The following is a 4,794-nucleotide window of genomic DNA, read 5'->3' on the forward strand; positions in this document are numbered from 1 at the left end:
TCGGCTATGGAATTTATACGCTTTAAGGCATTGTTTATAAGTTCTTTGTTCCCTTGTGTTACTTGTGCGTCCTTTAATCCGCTTTCCAATGCCGCCAATGGCGACCTTATATCGTGCGCAACCTGTGCCGCCAAGTCAGCACGATATTTATTGATTTCAGAATTCATCAATAAATTATATTCTTCAATAAGTCTTTTCCTTTCCATAAAAGCAATCTTTATTGAAAGCAAGAAAATAAATATCCAAAAAAGTAGTGCAAATATGAAATAAGTCCATCTATTATAATAGAAACGCAATTTACCATATTCGGAAGTTCGATTTTCATCAAAAAATATTTTTACTTCAGACACGCCGGTGAATAATAAATTTGTGGCAGAATAATTCTCTGGTATTGAGAAATTGTTACTCCTGATTATTGAAGTCCACACAAGACCTGAAAAATCTTTCAAAACAGATCTGGACATATCCATCATTATCAATCTGTTATCACCGTTTAGTAATGGCGTCCTAAAACTATCCGATAGGTGTTCTGCAATCCTTTGTTTAAAATAAGCAGTATAAAACAATGAAGAAATAACAAGAAAAATGAGGATTAAAAGATTTAAAAGAATAACCTTTATAAAAATTTTCTTCAAAGACTTTTGAATATCAGTAATATTTTTAACCATAAAAATGAGGAACCGAGGTACTGATTTGTACTGGCCCACCATTAAAAATTTCCAAACGCTTCATTGTTTTTTCATCAGGTAAAAAATCCCCAAATTGAGGAGTTAGAAGCTTATCAGATTTGGCCTGAACAAAAAAAAGCGGAATATCTGGAAATATTCCTTTTATATAGGATAATTCTTTAAACTTCACATCATCAATGGAAATGTTTTCAGGGATTAACAATACTGTCTCCTCTTTATCTGGGATAAGGTATGTATTCAAATAATCCAAGCTTTCTTTTTCTTGCGCCTTACAGAAATGCCATAAAGGCTGGCCTTCTTTCCTTAACTGTTCCATAGGTTTATCTAACTTATAGTTATCAAAAAAACATACCACAAGAGTTCTAAGTGATTCAAAAAGCGCGCTGAGACATGCTTTTTTTATGTCTTTATTAGCCCCAAATCCAGAGATAAAACCTTTTATTTCAGAATCTTGCTTATGAGAAATAGCGCATACAATTTTCGCGTCTATTACCGGACTTAATTCATAAAACCTAAATGATATATTATTTTTGACTAACAAGCGATTTAATCTTAAAATATCAACATACTCACTTAAAATATCAATTGGAATGGCTTTCATCTTTCTTTTACAAAAATGATGACATAATACTTTGTCTATTCCCAATAATTCCCAGTATGCTCTTTCTCTGGCACCTGGTAAATTTATATAAGCCGCTGTTCCCCATCTGTTTTGACACAAGTTGTTTAAATCAGTACTGGCTCTTTCCAATGATTCGGCACATGCTTTTTCGAATGCTATTTTTTCTATCTTGTCTACCCCACGTCCTCTGTATTTGATTCCCTGAATTATTATTTCGACAGCGTAATCAAAATATCCGGGCAACCATTCATCAATCCATCTATATTTTTCAACATTTAAAGATAAACGCTTTGAATTATTTAAAATCCAGTCAACCAATTCCACTTCAGTCTCCAAAAAGTAGTACCCGCATGTAAATTAAGAAAATCAAACTTCCAGTTTTTATTTGATAAAGCTACATAAGGAGTTATAACTAATGGAATAGTAATAGCTTCTTTTAATGTCTGATAGTGTAAGTCATTTATCATCTTCATCCTTTCATAATAATTTTCTATTTGGGAATATTTATCAATCCATCTATTCCCCTCTTTACCATTTATGACAAAAAAATAATTGTTCATATAGTAATAAAAAAAATTTATATCTTCTTTAACGCTTGTATCAGATTCTCTAAAAAAAAGATCCGGTTCATTAAGCCCATTTTTCAAATAATCTATATGTCCGGGTAAACCATTGATCTGTTTCACTTCTATTGAGGGCAAAGCTTTTTTTAAATCTGGTATGCTTACCTCAGGTATATTCCATGCCACAATTCTCTTGTTAAAAGAACTTTTAGCGACTTTTTCCATTTCCTCATCCAAGATTTTAAGCTGATGTCCATATAAGGCGCCCTGACCGAAGGTCGGGAAAATTTGAGCAGTTTCCTCCGCCCCGGCTCGTTTCAACAGATGTGGCAAAACACTTTCCTTGATTTTTTTTGCTATTACAAATCTTTCTTTTCTGCTGAATTTTGCAACACCGGAAGGAGTAAAAGTTATAGCAGATAATTGCATCGAAACTGTTTTAAACAAATTAGTTTTTGGATTGTTTTCTGCATATCTCAAAAGTTCCGAAGAATCGTCCAAAGTTGTTATCATATCTACTTTATTGTTTTTAAATAATTCTAAAGAAATTGACTTATTGTTAATTCTGGAAGGAATTATTTCTATTTTTTGAGGCATATCTTTAGAATATAAAAAATTAGTCTTATTCGCAGAAAGAATAAAGAATCCTTTGTTGTCATATTTGTCCACAAAATATGGACCAGATGTGTTCCTGTAATCTTTTATAGCTAAAGTACGATTATCTATTGATTCTATAGGAACTATTCCAAAATCTGCGGCAGTTAGCATGGAAAATAAAAAAGGATTTTTCTTTTTAAAAGATATAGAGATTAAATAATCATTCTTTAAGCGCAAATTTGGGCAATTGTCACTTAATTTATTTATTTGTTTATCACCGCATAATATATTTTTAATATTGCCATGGGTATTTGTACCTAAAATGGCAAGTCTTTTAAAAGTTGTTTCTACGTCCCTGGCAGTTATTTTTCGACCGTCTACCGTTTTCAAGTCATTCCTTATTTTAAAATAAGCTTCATTCCCTTCCCAATAAAACTTCTCAGCCAGACCGGACACAAGTTCTCCATGTATATTGTAGTATACAAGAGTCGAAAAAAAATTCTCAGTTAAAATATATTGGGACAGATAGTGAATATTAGCCGGGTCATAATAATATATCTCTTTATCTCTTGGGAAAGCTACCCGCAATGTTTTTGGCACTATTGTAACCCTTAAAGTAAAATAAATTATTAATAGTAAAAGTAAGGTTAAAGGCGATAAAAGTTTTAGTAAGAATTTAGCCCTTTTTGTTTTGATCACATTTATCGCAAGCACTATCTACGTTTTTATCTTTTTCAATAATGGGCACATATTTTTCTATTTTCTTCTGAAAATCTGTCTTAGTAGTATGAGTATACAAATTAACACCAAATGCCCAAGCAAGAAATGCAAAAATAAAATATTTCACTTTTATCATTTTCCCTCCGCTTTTATATTCTAATATTTTACAGGTATCAGATCAAACCTGTGACCTTCCATCTATATTTTAACAACTTCCGAATACTTCAATTCTCAAAGGAAGGTCATAAATTTACAGCCAACATTCTGGATCTTTTTGATATATCATTACATATTTTTTGACAAAAGTTTATCTAAATTTCCAAAAATAAGAATAAAAATTAAAATAAGAAACACAACAAAAGCAGATTCGATTATAATATTGTCTATTAAATATAGCTTAGTTATTTTATGAGATACTGTTATGGCGAAAAAAATACTCAAAAACTTTACCCAGAATTTATTCATGTTTTTATCATTATTAATTTCCGAAAACTTTTTTTTAATATTCATATAAACTCCCTTATACTTTTCTGGTAGAATTCAATTTTTACTGACAAACTGTTCCATGTGGTGTATTGACACATTCATCCGTTTCTATATCACTTATATTCTCCCAGTGGCAAACCGTATCGCACTTAACCACATCCTGGCATTCTTTAACATTTTTGCACACATTTTTAGTAACATATTTGCATACTTGATTTCCAATTAGTCCGCCAGCTGCTCCACCAACGGCGCCACCACCAATAGCTCCGCCTACGGCTCCGGTAACAACTGTACATGTTAGTTCTGTAACAGTTTCGCAATATTCCTTCCATCCGCAAACTTCCTCAGTTCTACAATTCGTTTCTTCGCAAACTTGAATTTGTGATTTTGTCGCTAATACGAGTTCATCTTTTAAACTCAAATTATTAAACCTTTCAGGAAATATATAATTTTTTGAGTTTAAAAAAGATATTTTTTCTTCAAAAGTTCCATAAACAAGAAGTTTTTTTAGATTTTCAATCGTGTCAGAATTTTTTCTTTCTTTTTCACAGCGGATGATAGTATTCCTTATTGTTCTATTAGCGCTAATATAAGTATCTTTTACATTCATACTTATATTCCTTTCTATATCTATCTTTGGCGTTGGAACAGTCATAATAGAAGTAAGGATTGCCTCTCTTATTGGAGCCAATGAATTTCCATTTAATTTTCCGTCAAAGTCAATTTGGAAGTCTCCGGCATTTATATGAGAGACCATAAGTACCATAAGTGCACTCAATATTGTTTTACTATTTTTCATTATTTCACTCTCCTATTTTTATACATATTTTCAGTTTTTACCCGCGCATTTATCGTTGTGGCAATTTTTATGCCAATAGGCTTAAAATAAAAAATGCTTGTTTTTTAATGATTTTTTATCTTTTATACGACAATAGATATTCTCAAATGAAAATATTAGTTTTCAAATGAAAATAAAATATAAATTGTTCTTATTTTTTAAGCGTTTTTTAAAGACGAAAATATTTTCAAATGAAAATGTTTTAATACGGAAATTCTTTGCCTATTACCCCTTTTATATATACGATATCCTTAAATCTTTCTTCTTTATGACCGGTCT

Annotated in this window: 5 protein-coding genes; all 5 read right to left on the reverse strand. The window is 31.1% G+C overall.

Annotation, left to right across the window (positions count from 1 at the left end):
- On the reverse strand, positions 1-635 hold a 635-nt coding region (locus AB1630_10370; protein ID MEW6104193.1), incomplete at its 3' end, for a hypothetical protein.
- A gap of 25 nt (positions 636-660) precedes the next feature.
- The gene (locus AB1630_10375) at positions 661-1,629 is read right to left on the reverse strand and encodes a hypothetical protein (GenBank protein MEW6104194.1); all 969 of its coding nucleotides are present in this window, start codon (positions 1,627-1,629) and stop codon (positions 661-663) included.
- Positions 1,611-3,071, reverse strand: a complete 1,461-nt coding sequence (locus tag AB1630_10380; protein MEW6104195.1) for an ABC transporter substrate-binding protein — start codon at positions 3,069-3,071, stop codon at positions 1,611-1,613. Before AB1630_10380 ends, AB1630_10375 begins: the two co-directional genes overlap by 19 nt.
- Before the next feature lie 76 nt (positions 3,072-3,147).
- Positions 3,148-3,327, reverse strand: coding sequence for a hypothetical protein (locus AB1630_10385; GenBank protein MEW6104196.1), 180 nt, complete (start codon positions 3,325-3,327; stop codon positions 3,148-3,150).
- 411 nt (positions 3,328-3,738) lie between these two features.
- Positions 3,739-4,476 carry a hypothetical protein gene (locus tag AB1630_10390; GenBank protein ID MEW6104197.1) on the reverse strand — a complete coding sequence of 246 codons (738 nt, stop codon included), beginning with the start codon at positions 4,474-4,476 and terminating at the stop codon, positions 3,739-3,741.
- Positions 4,477-4,794 lie beyond the last annotated feature (318 nt).

The organism is bacterium (genome assembly GCA_040753555.1).
Classification (GTDB): domain Bacteria; phylum UBA9089; class UBA9088; order UBA9088; family UBA9088; genus JBFLYE01.